This window comes from Streptomyces sp. NPDC018610, from assembly GCF_044391765.1.
In the GTDB taxonomy this organism is placed as follows: Bacteria; Actinomycetota; Actinomycetes; order Streptomycetales; family Streptomycetaceae; genus Streptomyces.
This window is the reverse complement of sequence record NZ_JBISAL010000006.1, coordinates 231,947-248,732: the sequence shown is the minus strand read 5'-3', so window position 1 is coordinate 248,732 and position 16,786 is coordinate 231,947. Positions and strand designations below refer to the sequence as shown.

Sequence of the window (16,786 nt, the reverse complement as noted above, 5' to 3'; positions counted from 1 at the left end):
CACGTGTCCGGGCGTGACCGCACAGTCCACGCCCGGACAGGACCGGAACCGGGCCGCACGGCGGCAGACCCCACCGTCCGGGCCCGGGCCCGGGACATCGGCCCTCGGCCCTCGGCCCTCGGCCCACCAACCCGACCGTGATCCGCTACCCTGTCAGGGACTGCCCTCGCGGCGGTCGTCGTCCTTGCCACAGCGCGGGCGGCCGCTCACCCAGAGTGCCCGACCACGCCCACGCAAGGCCCCGCCTTCGTAGCTCAGGGGATAGAGCACCGCTCTCCTAAAGCGGGTGTCGCAGGTTCGAATCCTGCCGGGGGCACAAGGGAGCACCGCGTCAGGAGCCCTCCCGTCCGGCGGACGGGAGGGCTCCTGTGCTTGCGGCACGCTGGGGGAACACGTCCCCGTGCGTGCTAGTCGTCGTCGGAGGGGGCGGTCACGTCCCAGAGGATGTAGTGGAACTGCGGGCCGCCCTCGCCGTCGCCCAGCCACTCGACGGCCGCGAGATGGTTCGCGCTGGTCGGCATGCAGAACCACGTCCCCTCCAGGCCGGGGACCATCCATCCTGTCGACCTCGGGGAACCGAGGGCTTGCGCGCAGATCCTCGGGGTGGCTCCCTTCTGGGTATCGGCCACGCGTCCGTTCATCGCCGAGAACTCGTCGCCGCCGTGCCACGCCATGTCAGGGTTCCTCACCGACGCTCCGACCGTGCCGTGTTCGAGGTCGGCACTGTGTCCCCTGGAGAGCGTGAAGTCTCCCGATCTGAGGATCTTGGCCGATGCCCTCGAGGGGGAGGGTGAAGGGGACAGCGTGGTGACGACGTCGCCGGCGGTCGACTCGCTCGGATCGGCCGCCGTCGGTGTCTCGGGAGTCGGTGTCTCAGGAGCCACCGGCTCCGCCGGGGCCGCCGACGGCGGAGCGGACGCGCCGCGCGACGAGTTGTTCCCCGACTGTGTGATCAGCGTGACGGCCAGGCCGAGCACCGGGATCAGGATGCCGACGACCCACCACGCCCACCTCGGCGGCCCGTGGCCGGGCACCGGAGGTGTCGGCCGTGGCGCGTACGACGGCATCGGTGGGCGTGGTCGTGTCCCGTCCGGCTCGCCCGTCATACCGCACGCCCCCCGTGTTCAGTCCCGCGTCAGAAGATCCTCACCGTACCCAGGTGGTCGAGTGCATGCCATGCGTTTCGGTCTGCACGCCGCTCACCCGGGCCCGCCCGGCATGGTCCGCCGGGCGGGCCCAGGTGAGCGGCCGTCAAGGTCCTACGGATCACAGGGCCGCCGAGCGCGGGGAGCGGTGGGCGGTCAGGGCCCAGATGACCCAGGCGTCCAGGGCGATGGAGATGAGCGCCCACAGGGGGAGATAGGGCAGCCACAGGAAGTTGGCGATCAGGCTGAGCGAGGCCATGAAGACGCCGACCACGCGGGCCCACAGGGCGTCCGTCAGGAGCGCGAGGCCGGTGACGACCGAGATCACGCCGAGGATCAGCAGGATCCAGCCCCAGCCCGTCAGGTTGAAGTGGTAGACGTAGTTGTTGATGCGCCCGTAGATGTCGTCGGACGCGATCGCCGTGATGCCCTTGAGGATGTCCAGCAGACCGTCCACCAGCAGTACGACGCCGGCGAACACGGTGCCGCCCGCGACCCACAGACTGGTCCGGCCTTCGTCGCCACGGCTCGCGTGCTCCTGATGGGGATGGCTTCCCGGTGATGTCGGCTGCTGCGTCATGGCGTCGTCCTTCCTGAGGTTCAGGTGCGTCCACCGTCTTCGCCGGGAGGGCGCGCCACCAGCGGGGGGCCGCCGAACGGGTGAAGCACGGCGGGGCCGGGGCGGGGGCCCGGGGCGGTTCCGGCGTCCGGTGGTTCCCCCTGCCGTACGGCGGGCGGCAGGGGCAGTGCCCAGTGCCTGTGCGTTCTCCGCCCGGGCCCGCCGGTCAGGCCCGTCGCCGGGCCCGCCGTCCGGCGCCTAGAGCTCCGCCCCCGCTCCCGTCTCCACGCCCGCTTCCGTCCCCGCCCCGGCCTCCGCTTCCCGTCCGTCCCCTGCGTCCCGTCCGTCCCGTCGCGCGGCCGGCGCCAGGGTCAGGGTCACCGCGGCCGACGCCGCCGCCATCGCCGTCATCGCCACCGCGGGCGAGGTGGCCTGGGCCGCCGATCCGGCCAGCGACGCGCTCACGCCCTGCATCGTGAGCATCCCGGCCGAGTGCAGCCCCAGCGCGTGACCGCTCAGCGCGGACGAGGTCAGGCCCATCAGCCGTTCCTGCTGGACCAGGCTCGCGCCGAAGCCGACGGAGGCGAGGGCCACCAGGCAGGCGGCCACCGGCACGGGCGGGCGCAGGGCGAAGAACAGGTACGGCGTGGCCAGCAGCAACAGCAGGGGCGTGGCCGCCCGGCGGCGCAGGGCCGGCGGCAGCAGGCGGCCCACCGTCACGTCGCCGGCCAGCATCCCGAGGGCCGCGCAGGCGAACAGCGTCCCCGCCGCGCCGGGGGCGTAGGACACGTACAGGGCCTCGCAGCCGACCACCAGGCCGTTGGGCAGCCACAGGCCCAGGTAGGTCAGGCGGCGCGGACGGTCCCGCCACAGGCGGGCGTTGGTCCGCCAGGTCGCCGCGACCGACGGACGGCCGGAGGAGCGGGGCGGGCGGCCGCTCAGGCCCAGCCGGACCCCGGCCGCCGCCACCGCGTACAGCACCGCCGCCAGCAGCAGCGAGACGCGCGGCGACAGCGCCGCCACCAGCGCACCGCCCGCCGCGTACCCGGTGATCTGCATGACGCCGCTCATCATGTTGAACACCGAACGCCCCAGCAGGTAGCCGCCGTCGCCGTGCCCCGCCAGGATCTCGTTCAGCAGGCCCCAGCGGACGCCGCCGCCCAGCGAGGCGACCAGTCCCTGGACGAGGACGACCGCGAAGACCGCCGCGAGCGGCAGCCCGGGCGTCGCCAACGCCGCCGTGGTCAGGGCGAAGGCGAGCGCGACGCCCGCGAGCGTCCCGCGCGGCGGCAGCCGGTCGGCGCCCGAGAGGAACAGGGTCGCACCCAGCACCTGGGCGAGCGACGGACCGAACATGCTCACCGCCGACAGCAGCGGCGAACCGGTCGACCGGTACACCAGCGTGCCGAGCGCCAGCCCGCTCGCCGTCTGGGCGACGGTCTGGGCGGCGGCGGAGAGGAAGAGCGGGGTGAACTCGGGGGTGCGGAACAGGTCTCGGTAGCTGCGCATGCGCCGGAGTCTCGGACGGGCGCGGTCGGGGCCGTTATTGTTTCGCGGGAACGCGAAAGGTCCGTGGCACACGTCCATCGAGTCGTACGTCCGCGGCACGCGTCCGCGTGAACGTCCGCGGCGCACGTCCACGGAGACGTCCGTCCGTGGAGACGTCCGCGGCACGCGTCGGGGGAGACGTCCGCGGCACGTGTCGCGGAGACGGGAGCACCGTGGGTCTGTGGCAGGTCAACGCCGACACGCTCGCCGGCAGCCGTTTCCTGATCTCCCCGCTCGCCGAGACGTTCGCCGGCCTCAAACTGCTGCACTCGGGCACCGGCCGGCACCCGGGCGAGCAGGCCTGGCTGCGCGCCCACCTGCCCGCCTACCGGCGGCGGCTGGCCGACGACCCCGTCACCGCGCTGCTCGTCCGCGCCGGACTCGGCCACGCCTGGATCGCCGACTTCCTCACCCCGACGCCCCGCGACGGGGAGAGCTTCGCCGACGGGGTGGCCCGCGTCCGCGCGGCCGACCCGGTCGCCGCCCGTGCGCATCTGCGGACCGCCCTGGCCGGGCCGCTGCCCGCCGCGCTGGACCGCGACGACCTGCCCGAGCGCGCGGCCCTGCTCCTGGAGCATGTCTGGGCCGACGCCGTACGTCCCACCTGGGACCGGCGGCGGCGCGTCCTGGAGGCCGACGTCGGCGCCCGCACCGCGCAGGTGAGCCGGGGCGGCTGGGCGGCCGTACTGGACACGCTGCGGCCGGGGACGCGCTGGCTGGGCGGGAACCGGTTCCAGGTGAACGCGCACGCGTACCCGCCGCGCGAGATCTCCGGCGCGCAGCTCGTCCTGGTGCCGGTCACCCCGCAGACCGGCTGGGTGGCGTGGGACGAACCGCCGCGCCGGTACGCCGTCGTCTACCCCTGCGCGGGCGTCCTCGCCGACACCGACGCCCGGCGGTCCTCCGTGTCCACCGCCCTCGGCGCGCTGCTGGGCCATGCCCGCGCCCAGGTGCTGGTCCTGCTCGACTCGCCGCTCAGCACGACCCAGCTGACCGCCCTGACCGGGCAGGGTCTGGGGTCCGTGGGCCGGCACCTGAGGGTGCTGCTGGACGCGGGGCTGGTGGAGCGGCGGCGGGCCGGGCGGTCGGTGCTGTACTCGCGCACGGGCGCGGGGCAGGTGCTCGTCGAGGCGTCCGCGCCGCGCCCCGGGGGCGGGGCCCCGCCTGATGCCGCCTGACCCCGCCTGATCCGGCCGGAAGGCCCCGGGGGGCCGCTCCGGCCCGGTCGGCAGGCGTTAGCATCCGGCGCATGACCACCTCAGACAGCAACGGCACCTCCCCCCTCGACACCGAGATCGGCTCGCTCCAGGGCGGCCCGGCGGACCTGAAGCAGTACGCGGGCCGACCCGTGCTCATCGTGAACGTCGCGTCCAAGTGCGGGCTCACCCCCCAGTACGCCGCCCTCGAACAGCTGCACGAGCGATTCGCCGGGCAGGGCTTCACCGTGCTGGGCGTGCCCTGCAACCAGTTCGCCGGGCAGGAGCCGGGCAGCGCGGCGGAGATCGCCGAGTTCTGCTCGGCGACGTACGGCGTCACCTTCCCGATGACGGAGAAGGTCGACGTCAACGGCGAGGACCGCCACCCGCTCTACGCCCGCCTGACCGGCTTCGCCGACGCCGAGGGGCACAGCGGCGACGTCCGCTGGAACTTCGAGAAGTTCCTGATCGGGCGCGACGGCGAGGTCGTGGCCCGGTTCTCCCCGCAGACCGCGCCGGACGCCGCCGAGCTGGTCGCGGCCGTCGAGGCACAGCTCGCCTGATCCCTGGCGGCCGGGCGAACAGCCGGGCGAAGGCCGTACGGCGCCCCGGGAGCGGACCCGGGGCGCCGAACGGCCCGGGCCGCCCACGCCATCGCCCCGCCGACTCCGGACAGGCTGACAGACCGGCCCACCGACTCCGGACACACCGGCCCATCCACTCCGGACACACCGCCCGCCGACCGCCCTCACACCGGCCCGCCGACCGCCCTCACACCGGCCCGTCGGCCCTGCTCACGCCGACCCGCCGACTCCGGACACACCGGCCCATCCACTCCGGACACGCCGGCCCGCGGACCGCCCTCACGCCGGCCCATCGGCTCCGCTCACGCCAGGCCGCCGGGGCCACTCACTCCCCGGCAGGGCCGCTCACGCCGCCCCGCCGGCCCCGCTCACTTCAGTTCGTCGGGGCACGGTGTCCCCCGTGGCAGCTGGTACGGCGCCGCCAGCCGGTACGTCCCCGCCCGCGGCGCGAGCAGCATGGTCCACTTGTCGCCCTTGTCGTCCTCCGGCGTCTCCGCCAGGCAGCCGTTGACGTTGTCGTACGTCTTCGGGGTGCCGGAGGTGCGGTGCTTGGAGACCTCGGTCTCCTCGGGCGCCTTGAGCCGCTTGCCGTGCTCGTCGACGATGCTCAGCCAGGGCGAGTACGGGATGCGGACGAGGACACGGCCCGGCTTGCTCACCTTGAGGGTCAGCTCGACCTGCTCGGCCTTGACGACGGCCGCGTTGGGCTCGGCGAGCGACTTCGGGTCGGTCATCTCGAACAGCTGCCAGTTGGCGTCGCCCCAGATCTGCCGCAGATAGGGCTGGCCCTGCCGCACCAGCTCGCGTTCGCGCTGGCCGCCGTCGCCGTCCGGCTCGCCCTTGGGCAGCACCACGTAGTGCACCGCCCAGCGCTGGAGCCACTCGTGGTAGTTGGCCGAGTTGAGGGTGTCGTCGTAGAAGAGCGGGTTGCGCTTCATGTCGGCCTGGCGGTTCCAGCCCCGTGCCAGGTTGACGTACGGCGCGAGCGCGGAGGCCTCGCGGTGGGAGCTGGCCGGGACGACCTCGACCCGGCCCTTCTCCGCGCCCACCTTCTGCAGCTGGTGGACCAGCGGCGCCAGCTCGTGCGACCAGGAGGCGGCGGGCGCGGTGTGGACGACGTCGTCCACCGACTTGACGCCGATCCAGGCGACGAAGCCCACCAGGGCCACCACGATGGCGTACCACTTGCGCGAGCGCGGGACGGCGAAGGGCAGCGCCGCGACCAGGACCACCCCGGCGAACAGCATCGCCAGCCGGGTGATGTTGGAGCCGATCTGGGAGCTGACCACCCAGACCCCGACGACCGACAGGGCGTACACCCACGAGGTGATCCGCACCGTCTTCCACTCGCGCGGGACGAGGACGGCGGCGAGGACGGCGTAGACGAACGGCAGGCTCGCCGAGCCGACGCCCATGGGCTGGGTGCCGGAGAAGGGGAAGAGCAGGACCGAGACGGCCACCACCGCGGCCGGCGCGAGACCGAGCGCCCAGGCGCCCGGGCGGCGCTTCTGCAGGAACAGCGCGACCGCGACCAGGCCCACGAACAGGCCGGCGACGGGGGACGACATGGTGGCGAGCGCGGCCAGCGGGGCGGCGGCCAGCGCCTTCGCCCAGCGTTTGCGGCGCCAGCGGTAGGGCCAGCAGAACACGACCGCTACCGCGCCCAGTGCGAACAGCATGCCCAGGCCGAACGTCACCCGGCCCGACAGCGCGTTGCACAGCAGCCCGAAGACTCCGGCGAGCGCCGCCCACAGGGGGTTGCGCACCGAGCGGCTGCGGATGAGGACCAGGGTCAGCAGGCCCGCGGAGAGCGTCCCCGCGATCATCAGCGTCGTGCGGACGCCGAGGACGGACATCAGGTACGGCGACACCATGCTGTAGGAGACGGCGTGCATCCCGCCGTACCAGGCGAGGTTGTACGCCGAGTCCGGGTGCCGGCCGACGAACTCGGCCCACGCGTCCTGTGCCGCGAGGTCGCCGCCGCTGTTGGCGAAGGCGAAGAACCAGACGATGTGCAGCACACCGGCCAGGGCGGTGATGGAGAGGGCGGGGTGCTTGAGCATCCGCTCCCGCAGCGCCAGAACGGCGGCCCGGGAACGGGGCCGTTTCCCGCCGACCGCGCCGCTGCCGGCCCCGGCGCCGGAACCAGTGCTTCCGTCACCGTCCGCGTCCGGGCGTTCGCGTTCCGCAGCACTCCCGGACGGGTCTATTCGCGGCCCGGCTCCCGGCCCCGGCTCGGCGTCGTCGGCGCGTGTCGGCTCCGCAGTGACCACCTGAAGGCACTCCCCGTGTCCCGTCCTTGAGTTCGCGGCCGCGTCCCGCGACCGGTGACGTGCCCGATTCGCGACGCTAGCACGCAGGGCCCACGGCGCCACTCCGCGGCCTTCCCGGTGACCGGCCGACAGCCCGTCGGTGGCCTCGCCGGGCATGCACGGACCGTGACCCTCGCGGTCGACGCGCCGACGGCCGGAGGAGGCCCGGAGAACGACCTGGAGACGCCCCGGGGACGCCCGGGAGACGTCGGGAGACGTCGGGAGACGTAGGGAGGGCCGCGTCCCGGCCTGGCCCGGCCGCCGCACGGGACTCCCGCGTACTGCCGCTCGCCGTCCCGCGCAGCACACCCGCACAGCGCACACGCGCGGCACACCCGGACACCGCACCCGTACACCGCGGCCCGCCGTCCCGGAGGACGGCGGGCCGCGGTGTCTTTCCGAGGTCTTCCCGAGGTGACTACCCGAGCCGCGTCAGCTTGTCCGTGAAGCCCGGCTCGGCGAGGTCCTTCTGGAGGGCGACGGGGACCTGGACCGCGCCGCCCGCGCCGCCGTCACCGACGGTGAGCGTGCCGACCCTGGTGCCGGCCTTCGCGCTGTGCGGCACCTCACCGGCGGTGAAGGACAGCTTCACCTTGGAGCCGGCCCAGCCGACCGCCGTGACGTCCTTGGTCACCACGATCGGGGTGTGCCCTCCGAGCCGGTCGTCGACGTACCCGACGACATCGCCCTTCTTGAGGATCTTCTCCGAGGCCAGCGCGTCCTTGGCGGCGCGCAGCGCGGTCTCGCTGACCCTGTTGACCGTCTTGAGGATCGTCGGCTTGTGCTGGGCGAGGATCGCGCCGACGACGGTGACCGTCTGGCCGCCGACCTCCTTGCGGGCGGCGAAGAGCAGGTTGCCACCGGCCGCGGTGGTGGTGCCGGTCTTGAAGCCGATCGCGCCCATCCGGTAGGGCAGCTCGTTGTAGTTGGGCCAGTTGTGGCCGTAGGGGTCCGTCCAGCTGGCCACGCTGGTGATGGCGACCATCGCCGGGTCCCTCACGGCCGCGTCCCCGAGCCTCACCTGGTCGTGGGCCGTGGAGACCGTGGTCTTCGTCAGCCCCGAGGGGTCGGTGTACGTGGTGTCGGTCATCCCGAGGCCCTGGGCGGTGGCGTTCATCTTCTTGACGAACGCCGCCTCCGAGCCCGCGTCCCAACGCGCCAGCAGACGCGCGATGTTGTTGGCGGACGGGATCATGACGGCCGACAGCGCCTGCTTCTCGGTGAGGAAGTCGCCGGCCTTGACGGTGTTGAGGGTGGACTCGTCGCTCGTCACGTCGTAGCCGCCCTCCTTCTCCGCCGTCGCGTCGATCTTGATCTTCGGGCCTTCCTCGCCGGGCTTGAGCGGGTGGTCCCTGAGGATGATGTACGCCGTCATGGTCTTGGCGACCGAACCGATGGCCACCGGCTTCTGCTCGCCGAAGTGGTCCATCGTGCCGACGCCGTTCACGTCCATCCAGCCCTGGCCCTCGTCCGGCCACGGCAGGCTCAGCGTGCCGCCGGCGAAGGTGTGACTGTCCTTCGCCGTGAGCGTGAGGCCGGGCGCGGGCAACGGACGCACGGCCTGCACGACCGCGAAGACGATCAGGAGCAGCACCACCAGCGGCGTCCAGATCTTCACCCGGCGCACGGTGGTGCGCAGCGGGGTCTCCGGCGGCGGCGGGGTGTTGGTCAGCTCGGCCAGCAGGTCCAGCGGAGGCTTGGGCGGCAGCGGCTGCTGGGTGGTGCGCTCGGGGCCGACGGCCGGGACCGCGGCGGTCGCGGCGGTGCCCTCCGGCGCGGTCTTCGGCCGCTGGGGCGACCGCGGCGGCTGCGGCTGCGTGCCGGGCGCCTCCTTCGGCTTCTGCGGCGTCGCGGCGCCGGTGTCCGGCTTCTGCCGCGGCTTGCGGGTCGCCGGGTCGTCGAGGGGCTTGAGGGCGACGAATGTGCTGGTGCGCTCGGCCTCGGCCTCGGGCGCGGACCCGGCTCCGCCCACCGGACCGCCCTTGCCCCCGCCCTTCCCGGCCTTCTCGCCGCCCTTGACGCCCTCGCCGTCCTTCCTGTCGCCCCCCAGCTTGAGCATGGTGGTCGGCTGGTCGACCGGGGGCTTGGGCGCCTTGAAGACGGCGGTGGGCTGGTCGACCGGGGGCTCGGACGCGGAGCCGGAGTCGGGCTCGGACGCGGAGCCGGAGTCGGGCTCGGACGCGGACTTCGCCTCCGCCCCGGACTCACCTTCAGCCTCGGGCTTCGCGCCGGCCTTCTTCGCGCCGGCCGTCTTGGCGTCGCTCTCCCCCGCGTCGGACTTCTTCCCGCCGTCCTTCTTCGCCTCGGCCTTCGCGGCGGGCTCGGAGTCGCCCTCGGCGTCCGGCTCCGCGTCGGCCTTCGCGGTGGTCTTCGCCGCGGGCTTCGCGTCGGCCGGGGCAGCGGCCTCGGAGGCGTCATCGCCTTCGCCGTCGCCCTCGCGTACGTCGGCTGACTCGTCGTCGGCGTCCGCTCCGGACTCCGGCTCGGAGCCCGTCTCGGCCCCGGGGGCGTCTTCGGCGTCCTCCTCGGAGCCCTTGGGGTCCTCAGGACCCCCGGAGCCCTCGACGGCCCCGGAGTCCTCGGCCGGCTCGTCCTCGGCCGTCTTGAGGTCCCGTACCGAAAGCACCCGAGTGGCGGTGTCCACGCCGCCGCGCTCGGACGTGTCGGATGAACCACTCGTCCCGGATGTACCGGACGTACCGGAATCCCCTGCCAGCGCGAGGCGCGGGTCGCGGCTGTCGCGTGCCTCACTCCTGGCTTCGGGAACCGGACTCGCGCTCCCCGACGTCGGTTCTGCCGACGACTCGCGCTGCTTCGACCTGTCGGGGGACTCGCCCGCCACCGATGCCTCCTCCTGTGCCGCACCCCGCGTACGGCTACCGAACCGTGAACCGCCACCTGGACACCGGCCGTACCGACCGGCCGTACGACCCGGTCGTACCGCTGTCCGAACCATGTACCAGTGTCCTGTGTGCGGACCAAACCCAAGCGGAAGACGAGAACGACATACCTACTGGTTCCACTACGAACCGGTCACGCACCCTCGACAGACCAATGTGAGAGGGGTCACCCTGTCATTCATCCACGCGGGGAGGCATGGATGGGCAGGAGCCGCAGAACACTTCCGGAGGAGCTTCTGCTGCTGGCACTGGACCCGGCCACGGGTACCACTGCGCAGCCGCAGTCGCTCGACCTGGGTCTGGCCGGAGCGCAGCTAGTGGAGCTGGCGCTGGCCGGACGGATAGCCCCAGACGGGGATCGTATCGCCGTGGTGGTGCCACGGCCGACAGGAGATCCGACTCTGGACTGCGCGTTGGAGTTGCTGCGAAGGCGCGGCGCTCCGGTACGGGCCGTCCACTGGATCGGCGGACCCCGTCTCGGGCTCCGCCAGACCTATCTCTCGCATCTGGAGCGGTGCGGCATGGTCGCCGCCGTGCCCGGCCAGATGTGCGGGGTGTTGCCGACGACGCGCTACCAGGCGACGGACACCGCCATCAGCCGGGAGATCAGGGCCCGGCTGGACTCCGCGATCCGCACCGGCGTGCCGCCGGACCCGCGGACCGCGGCGCTCGCCGCACTGGCCCACGCGGTCGGCCTCGGCAAGCACCTGTATCCGGGCAACGAGGGCCGCTCGTCCCGTTCCCGGCTGCGGGATCTGATCCGGCACGACCCCATGGGCGGCCTCGTGGCGCACGCCGTGATGGACGTCCAGAACGGCGCGGCGGCCCAGCCCCGCCGGGCACAGGCCCCGGCCGGCCGGCAGCCCGCCGGAGCCAGGCCCGCGCCGGAACCCGCACGCGGCGTTCCGATGCAGCCGCACCACGGATCCATGGCACGCGCCGTGGCCCACTGAGCCGGCGCCGACGGGCACCCACCGCACGGCGCGCCCACCCGGCACGCGCACCACGAGGCGCCACGCACCACGGCGCAACAGGCACCACAACGCACCGCGCACACCCTGCACCGCACGCGTCGCGCACCGACAGCACCGCACCACACGCATCGCGCACCGCGGGGCCGCGCACCACAGAACACCGCGCGCACCACGCGCACTACGCGCACACCGCGCACGAACGACCAACGCCGCACCGCACGTCCCCAGTCCCGGTTCGGGAGCCGCAGGCCGAGCGGGGTGTCGAGACATCAGGGTCTCGCCACCCCGCTCGTCCGTCTCCGCGGCCGACGCGAACTGGTGCGCCGCAGCCGCATATCCGGCGTTTCCCAGCGGTAGAAAGCACCTTGGTGGCAATCTGCTCAACAGCAGATACGCAAAGTAGAGGCACGCAGCCGGAGGTGCACGTCCCGTGGCGTCCAATGTCAATCCCACCGTCAGGCGGCGCCGGCTGGGCCAGGAGCTGCGCAGGCTCCGCGAGCTCAAGGGCATGACGGCCGAGGAGGTGGCGGAGCGGCTGCTGGTGTCGCAGTCGAAGATCAGCCGCCTGGAGAACGGCCGGCGCAGCATCAGCCAGCGCGACGTGCGCGACCTGTGCGGGGTCTACGAGGTGGAGGACCACCGGATCGTGGACTCGCTGATGCAAATGGCCAAGGACTCGCGGCAGCAGGGCTGGTGGCACTCCTTCGGCGACATCCCGTACAGCGTCTACATCGGTCTGGAGACGGACGCGGCGAGCCTGAGGGTGTACGACCCGCAGGTCGTCCCCGGCCTGCTGCAGACCCGGCAGTACGCGGAGGCGCTGATCGCCGGCGCGCTGCCGGAGACGGCGCCCGCCGACATCGAGAAGCGGGTCCAGGTGCGGATGCGGCGGCAGGAACGAATCTCCGCCGCCGAGAACCCGCTGCGCCTGTGGACCGTGCTCGACGAGGCCGCGCTGCGCCGCACCGTCGGCGGTCCCGACCTGATGCGGGACCAGCTGGAGCACCTGGTGGAGCAGTCCCGACTGCCGCACGTCACCGTGCAGGTGATCCCCTTCGACATGGGCGCGCACCCGGGCCTCAACGGCCAGTACGCCATCCTGGAGTTCCCCGACGCGGCGGACTCCAGCGTGGTCTACATCGAGGGCGTCACCAGCGACCTGTACCTGGAGAAGGCCAACGACGTGCAGAAGTACAGCGTGATGTACGAGCACCTGCGGGCGCAGGCACTGAACGTGGAGCAGTCGCGCCAGTACATCGCGGAGATCGCCAAAGAACACGTGAGTTGACGGGAGAGCGGCACGGTACATGCCGTGCCGCCTTTGCGTAAGAGCGGTTGAAAAACGCCACCCGGACGAGTGAACGGCTGTCTCTGGCGCCGGGCGCTACGAGTAGCGTCGATCACGCCATCGAGCAAGAACGTTGGCGTGAACCGCGCTGTGGGTTCCCAACGCGTCGTGCGGTGACAGCAACTCAACCACTCCACTCGCATTCGGAGCAGAAATGGCAATTCGTCAGGGCGCCACGGAGACGTGGACCAAGTCCTCGTACTCCACGGGCAACGGCGCGTGCGTCGAGATCAAGTCGCCGGTCGTCGCGGCCATGGCGGTCCGGGACTCCAAGGTCCCCGAGGGCCCGGTGCTCGACTTCCCGGCCGACGCGTGGAGTTCCTTCGTGGACTCGATCAGGGCGTGAAGGGGAGGGCCCTCCCCCGTTCCTCCCTCGGCGCCGTGACCGGCCGCCCGCGCGACCACAGTTGAACACGCACCACCGAGAGCCCTCTCGACGAGATCGCCGTCCTTGCCGAGGGGGCTCTGCTTTGTCCCGCGATTGTTCATATAGGTGAATCAAGGTCAGCAAGACGAACATTTTTGCCTGCTCTTGACCTTCCGCTCGCTTGTCGTGCTCATGTGCCCGCACCCACGATGAGCGGGCACTTCGCGGCCTTCCTCGCCCTCTCCCCACTCAGGCGAAGTGCCCACCATCTGAGCGGAGTTCACAAGGCGGACCCTGGAAGGGAGCCCATGAACAGTCTCGACTGGGCCGTGCTCATCGGCTACTTCGGCGTGATGGTCGCGATCGGCGTCTGGTCGCACAAACGGGTCGACGACGTCAGCGACTTCTTCACCGCGGGCGGCAAGATGCCCTGGTGGCTGTCCGGCATCTCGCACCACATGTCGGGCTACAGCGCGGTGATGTTCACCGGCTACGCGGGCATCGCCTACACCTACGGCGTGACGTCCTTCGTCACCTGGTCCTTCCCGATCGCGCTGGGCGTCGCGATCGGCTCGAAGCTGTTCGCGCCGCGCGTCAACCGCCTGCGCTCCCGGCTGCACGTGGCCTCGCCCCTGGAGTACCTGAAGAACCGCTACGACCTCACCACCCAGCAGGCGCTCGCCTGGTCCGGGATGCTGCTGAAGATCGTCGACGTCGGCGCCAAATGGGCGGCGATCGCGACCCTGTTGTCCGTCTTCACCGGGGTGTCCCTGAACCAGGGCATCCTGATCACCGGCGCGATCACCGCCGTCTACTGCACGATCGGCGGCCTGTGGGCGGACGCGCTCACCGAACTCGGCCAGTTCGTCATCCAGTTGCTCGCCGGGCTGTCGATGTTCGTGGCAGTGGTCCTGAAGCTGAACGACAAGGGCATCGGGTTCCTCGGCGCCTGGGACGAGCCGGCCCTGCACGGCCACGGCAAGCCGCTGGTCGGCCCGTACGGCACCGTCTTCCTGCTCGCCTTCCTCTTCATCAAGCTCTTCGAGTACAACGGCGGCATGCTCAACCAGGCCCAGCGCTACATGGCGACGGGCAGCGGACGGCAGGCCGAGCGTTCGGCCCGGCTGTCCGCGGCGCTGTGGCTGGTGTGGCCGGTGGTCCTGTTCTTCCCGATGTGGATGTCGCCCCTGCTGGTGCACGCGCAGAAGCCGGACGGCTCCGACTCCTACGCCCTGATGACCGAACAGCTGCTGCCGCACGGCCTGTTGGGCCTGGTCGTCGTCGGCTTCTTCTCGCACACGATGGCCATGTGCTCCTCCGACGCCAACGCCATCGCCGCCGTCTTCACCCGCGACGTGGCGCCGGCGCTGTCGCGGCGGGCCCGTGCGTGGGGGCGGCGGTCGGGCCTGATCGCGGCCCGGGTGACCACGGTGGTCTTCCTCGGCCTGTCGATGGCGGTCGCCACCCAGGTCGACTCCCCCACCTTCAAGGACATCATCACGGTCGTCATCAAGTGGGTCGCCGGCCTGATGGGCCCGATCGCCATCCCGATGATGCTGGGCCTGCTGCGGCCGTTCCGCCGCTCCGGCCCCACGGCCGCGCTCACCAGCTGGGCGCTGGGCCTGGTCGCCTTCTGGCTGGTGAACTACCCGATCGACCAGGCCGTCGACGGCGGCGTCCCCCTGGAGTACCAGGTGTCGGTGCCGCTCGCGGTCTCCCTGGTCCTCTACATCGTCGTCGGCTTCCTCCGTCCGGAGGACACCCCGGAACGGCTCGCGATCATCGACCGGGTCAACAGCGACGGCGACGGTCCCGCCGCGGGGGCGGCCGCGGTCCCCGCACCGGCGGGCGCGGGCGACGACGTGGTGGGCACCCAGTCTTCGTAGCGGCCCGGGAGCCGCGTGACGGCCCCGGACCGTCGTAGCGGCCGGGCGCGTGACGGCCCCGGACCGTCGGGGCGGGTGGGTCCGGAAGGGCTACCCGCCCCTCGGGTAGCGGGCCAGCCAGCCCGGGGCCGACCCTCCGGGCCCGTGCAGCGCGGGCCCCTGGGTCATCTCCATCGCGAAGTCGTCCGCCAGGACCAGCACCGTGGGACGGCCCTCCAGTTCGGCCAGCCAGGCCGGCGGGAGGGCCGTCTCGCCGTGCAGGGCGCCGAGCAGACCGCCGGTGAGGGCGCCGGCCGCGCCCGAGGGCCCGCTCTGGTTGACCGCCAGGCACAGCCCGTGCCGTACGTCCTCGCCGACGAGCGCGCAGTACACCGCGACCGCCAGCAGCTCCTCCGCGGTTCCCTCCCCCGCCAGCTCCGCCACCCGCCCCGGCCCCGGCATGCCCTGGCGCACCGCGCCCAGCGCGTGCTGGAGGGCGTCCGACACCGGCTGGTGCCCGGGCCGTACGGCGAGCAGCGCCAGCGCCTTCTGCACGGCCCCGTCGAGACCGTCCCCGCGGGCCAGCCCGTGCACGATCACGGCGTACGCGCCCGCCGCGAGACAGGCCGAGGGGCTGCCGTGCGACTGGGCGGCGCACTCGACGGCCAGCTGCACGACGAGCTGCGGCTCCCACCCGACGAGCAGCCCGAACGGCGCCGACCGGGCGGCGGCCTCCGGCCCCGGCTCGCCGGGGTTCTTGGGCGCCTCCAGCGTGCCCATGGTCTCGTCCCCGAAGCCGAGGAGCAGCACGCGCGGCGCGTCCCGCCGGGCGTAGAGCCACTCCTCGCGCGCCAGCCACCCGTCGTCCTCGCGCCGTTCGTCGGGCCCCCAGTCCCGCTGGGTCGCCGCCCACCGCAGATATGCCCGGTGCAGGTCGGTCGGGGGATGCCAGGCGCCGGTGTCGCGCCGCACCTGGGCCCGGATGAGCCCGTCGACGGAGAAGAGCGTGAGCTGGGTGAGGTAGGAGACGGCGCCGCGGCGTCCGTGGGCGGGCGGCAGGTCCACCACCCCCTCGGGGCCGTACGCCTCCCGGATCTCCTCCAGGGCCAGCCGGTCCACCGGGGCGCCCAGCGCGTCCCCGAGCGCGGTCCCGAGCAGTGTGCCGCGCACCCGGCTGCGGTAGTCCTGCTGCTCGGACCGTCCCCAGACGGCACCGGACGTCGCACCCACCCAGACCTCCCTCACGGCACCGTCCGTACGTACGACGCTCGGCACTGTAGTCGAACGGGAACGGCGTGTTCAGGGGGCAAAAGGGTGAAGGCGGCGCGGGGGCGGCGGCGCCGGTCGGGGGTCCGGGGGCTCCCGGACCCCGGCCACAGCACTAGGCGACGACCACGACCCGGGTCTTCTCGGCCGCGAACGTCCACAGGGCCGCGCCGTCGGCCTTGCCCGTGCGGACGCCGCCCGTCTTGACGTCGGGGGCGACCGGCGGCGGCGAGGCGCCGTCCACGGCGTTGCTGAAGGCGATGAAGACGCCGGACTTGCCGGCGAAGTACATGATGTGCTCGATCTTCGTGCCGTCGGAGCCCGTGGTGGCGGACACGCGCTTGGAGATCGCGTAGGCGCCCGGGTCCGGGCTGACCGTGCCCGGCCAGACGGTGAAGGTGCGCACCGGCATGCCGCGCACGTCCATGAGCCAGACGCGCTTCTGGGCGAGCGAGTAGACGACGCGGCGGCCCGTGCCCGAGTGGGCCGGGGGCTCGGGCGGGGCACTGGGCTTGGGGGAGGCGGCCGGGTGGTGCGTGCCCGCCGACGCCGACGTGCTCGGGCGGACGGCCGCGGCCGTGGGCTGCGGTCCGTGGCCGGCCTGCACGGCGAGCACGGTGACCGCCGCCACGGCTCCCACGGTCAGGCCGCTGACCCAGGCCCACGAAGGTATTCGGGCAGGCATGGGCACGCATCTCCTCGGCTGTTCGGCCCCTCCTTCG

The 16,786-nt window shown here is 72.8% G+C and carries 13 protein-coding genes and 1 tRNA gene; 7 read left to right on the top strand and 7 right to left on the bottom strand.

Annotation, left to right across the window (positions count from 1 at the left end; genetic code table 11):
• The first annotated feature begins 243 nt into the window (after positions 1–243).
• Positions 244–316: transfer RNA gene (locus tag ACH5A8_RS17580), tRNA-Arg, on the top strand.
• Between the two features lie 91 nt (positions 317–407).
• Here ACH5A8_RS17580 and ACH5A8_RS17575 read toward each other — a convergent pair.
• The 3 genes from ACH5A8_RS17575 to ACH5A8_RS17565 all read right to left on the bottom strand — a co-directional run bounded on the left by ACH5A8_RS17575 (position 408) and on the right by ACH5A8_RS17565 (position 3,213).
• Positions 408–674, bottom strand: coding sequence for a hypothetical protein (locus ACH5A8_RS17575; RefSeq protein WP_399002828.1), 267 nt, complete (start codon positions 672–674; stop codon positions 408–410).
• Positions 675–1,266: 592 nt separating this feature from the next.
• Positions 1,267–1,725 (bottom strand): hypothetical protein, encoded by a 459-nt coding sequence (locus tag ACH5A8_RS17570; protein WP_399002826.1) that lies wholly within the window; start codon positions 1,723–1,725, stop codon positions 1,267–1,269.
• A 237-nt stretch (positions 1,726–1,962) separates the two neighbouring features.
• Complete coding sequence (locus ACH5A8_RS17565) at positions 1,963–3,213, bottom strand: MFS transporter (RefSeq protein WP_399002824.1); 1,251 nt, start codon at positions 3,211–3,213, stop codon at positions 1,963–1,965.
• Positions 3,214–3,425: 212 nt separating this feature from the next.
• Between ACH5A8_RS17565 and ACH5A8_RS17560 the strand changes: the two genes are divergently transcribed.
• Both ACH5A8_RS17560 and ACH5A8_RS17555 read left to right on the top strand, forming a co-directional pair.
• Entirely contained in the window at positions 3,426–4,430 is a 1,005-nt protein-coding gene (locus ACH5A8_RS17560) for an ArsR family transcriptional regulator (protein WP_399002822.1), read from the top strand.
• 71 nt (positions 4,431–4,501) lie between these two features.
• Positions 4,502–5,011, top strand: a complete 510-nt coding sequence (locus tag ACH5A8_RS17555; protein ID WP_399002820.1) for a glutathione peroxidase — start codon at positions 4,502–4,504, stop codon at positions 5,009–5,011.
• A 389-nt stretch (positions 5,012–5,400) separates the two neighbouring features.
• Here ACH5A8_RS17555 and ACH5A8_RS17550 read toward each other — a convergent pair whose 3' ends face one another.
• Together ACH5A8_RS17550 and ACH5A8_RS17545 are read right to left on the bottom strand one after the other, a co-directional pair.
• Positions 5,401–7,305 (bottom strand): MFS transporter, encoded by a 1,905-nt coding sequence (locus tag ACH5A8_RS17550; protein WP_399002818.1) that lies wholly within the window; start codon positions 7,303–7,305, stop codon positions 5,401–5,403.
• Between the two features lie 457 nt (positions 7,306–7,762).
• Entirely contained in the window at positions 7,763–10,186 is a 2,424-nt protein-coding gene (locus ACH5A8_RS17545) for a D-alanyl-D-alanine carboxypeptidase (protein WP_399002816.1), read from the bottom strand.
• A 258-nt stretch (positions 10,187–10,444) separates the two neighbouring features.
• Between ACH5A8_RS17545 and ACH5A8_RS17540 the strand changes: the two genes are divergently transcribed.
• From ACH5A8_RS17540 to ACH5A8_RS17525, 4 genes are all read left to right on the top strand, one after another.
• Positions 10,445–11,197, top strand: coding sequence for a GPP34 family phosphoprotein (locus ACH5A8_RS17540; protein WP_399002814.1), 753 nt, complete (start codon positions 10,445–10,447; stop codon positions 11,195–11,197).
• Positions 11,198–11,648: 451 nt separating this feature from the next.
• Positions 11,649–12,506 carry a helix-turn-helix domain-containing protein gene (locus ACH5A8_RS17535; protein WP_399002812.1) on the top strand — a complete coding sequence of 286 codons (858 nt, stop codon included), beginning with the start codon at positions 11,649–11,651 and terminating at the stop codon, positions 12,504–12,506.
• Between the two features lie 214 nt (positions 12,507–12,720).
• Positions 12,721–12,912 (top strand): DUF397 domain-containing protein, encoded by a 192-nt coding sequence (locus ACH5A8_RS17530; protein WP_399002810.1) that lies wholly within the window; start codon positions 12,721–12,723, stop codon positions 12,910–12,912.
• Between the two features lie 329 nt (positions 12,913–13,241).
• Entirely contained in the window at positions 13,242–14,819 is a 1,578-nt protein-coding gene (locus tag ACH5A8_RS17525) for a sodium:solute symporter family protein (RefSeq protein WP_399002808.1), read from the top strand.
• 90 nt (positions 14,820–14,909) lie between these two features.
• On the opposite strand, the gene ACH5A8_RS17520 is transcribed toward ACH5A8_RS17525, so the two are convergent.
• Complete coding sequence (locus ACH5A8_RS17520; protein ID WP_399002806.1) at positions 14,910–16,028, bottom strand: ADP-ribosylglycohydrolase family protein; 1,119 nt, start codon at positions 16,026–16,028, stop codon at positions 14,910–14,912.
• A gap of 151 nt (positions 16,029–16,179) precedes the next feature.
• Positions 16,180–16,749, bottom strand: coding sequence for a hypothetical protein (locus ACH5A8_RS17515; RefSeq protein ID WP_396318764.1), 570 nt, complete (start codon positions 16,747–16,749; stop codon positions 16,180–16,182).
• Between the last annotated feature and the right edge of the window lie 37 nt (positions 16,750–16,786).

Bases quoted from the DNA above. Each gene is read 5' to 3' on its own strand.
- ACH5A8_RS17565 (WP_399002824.1), bottom strand. From the start codon at position 3,213: ATGCGCAGCTACCGAGACCTGTTCCGCACCCCCGAGTTCACCCCGCTC.
- ACH5A8_RS17515 (WP_396318764.1), bottom strand. From the start codon at position 16,749: ATGCCTGCCCGAATACCTTCGTGGGCCTGGGTCAGCGGCCTGACCGTG.
- ACH5A8_RS17570 (WP_399002826.1), bottom strand. From the start codon at position 1,725: ATGACGCAGCAGCCGACATCACCGGGAAGCCATCCCCATCAGGAGCAC.
- ACH5A8_RS17540 (WP_399002814.1), top strand. From the start codon at position 10,445: ATGGGCAGGAGCCGCAGAACACTTCCGGAGGAGCTTCTGCTGCTGGCA.
- ACH5A8_RS17530 (WP_399002810.1), top strand. From the start codon at position 12,721: ATGGCAATTCGTCAGGGCGCCACGGAGACGTGGACCAAGTCCTCGTAC.
- ACH5A8_RS17555 (WP_399002820.1), top strand. From the start codon at position 4,502: ATGACCACCTCAGACAGCAACGGCACCTCCCCCCTCGACACCGAGATC.
- ACH5A8_RS17525 (WP_399002808.1), top strand. From the start codon at position 13,242: ATGAACAGTCTCGACTGGGCCGTGCTCATCGGCTACTTCGGCGTGATG.
- ACH5A8_RS17575 (WP_399002828.1), bottom strand. From the start codon at position 674: ATGGCGTGGCACGGCGGCGACGAGTTCTCGGCGATGAACGGACGCGTG.